At 58.7% G+C, this 618-nt stretch carries 2 protein-coding genes; both read right to left on the reverse strand.

Going from position 1 to position 618, the window contains the following annotated elements; all coding sequences use genetic code 11:
• Positions 1–281 (reverse strand): phage major tail tube protein (locus EYY67_RS24340; RefSeq protein WP_207391117.1); only part of this gene is annotated, 281 nt, incomplete at its 3' end.
• 13 nt (positions 282–294) lie between these two features.
• A partial coding sequence (locus EYY67_RS24345; RefSeq protein WP_278248222.1) for a phage tail sheath C-terminal domain-containing protein occupies positions 295–618 on the reverse strand: 324 nt, incomplete at its 5' end.

Here is a 618-nt window from a genome sequence, read left to right on the forward strand (position 1 = left end):
GTGTCGTCACGCTGGAAGGAACCGGCAAAGCGCAGCGGCACGGCGTCCACCGCGCCCCACTGCTGCAACACCAGTTCGTCCAGTCCGCCCACCGTCCATTCAAAGGTCAGCGCGTCGTCGTCCAGGCCGAAATCAATGGAGGCGGAACCGGTCATGCCGCCGCCGCGATAGTTCTCCAGCTTGCGGGTCAGTTTCGGCAGCGTCAGCCCGCTGACCATGCCCAGGTAGCTGTTCCCGTCGTTAAACAGGTTCAGGTATTTGAGTTTTTTAGGCAGTGCCATGTTTTAGCGCCTCTTAGCTGTTAACGGAGGTGGCGAACGTCGCCAGATACTGATCGGTGATGCGCTGACGCAGGGTCAAATCTTCCAGCGGCGGCACCGGCGTGTAGTCGTAATCAATGAATAGCTTGCCCGCTTTCAGGGTGTCAACGGTGTTCGCTTCGGGGTCATACCAGCAATTGCCATCAATGATCAGACCGGCAGTTTTCATTTCGCGCAGCTTGGCGTTAATGCCCGCGATCATGTCTTTGATAAGCGTCGGGGTCATTGGCCTGTCCATCGCCCACAGGTGCGCTTCTGCCATGGTGTCCGCCAGCACCTGCGCGGTGCGGGTGTAGTT

Origin of the sequence: Rahnella victoriana, assembly GCF_004330295.1 — a bacterium.
In the GTDB taxonomy this organism is placed as follows: domain Bacteria; phylum Pseudomonadota; class Gammaproteobacteria; order Enterobacterales; family Enterobacteriaceae; genus Rahnella; species Rahnella victoriana.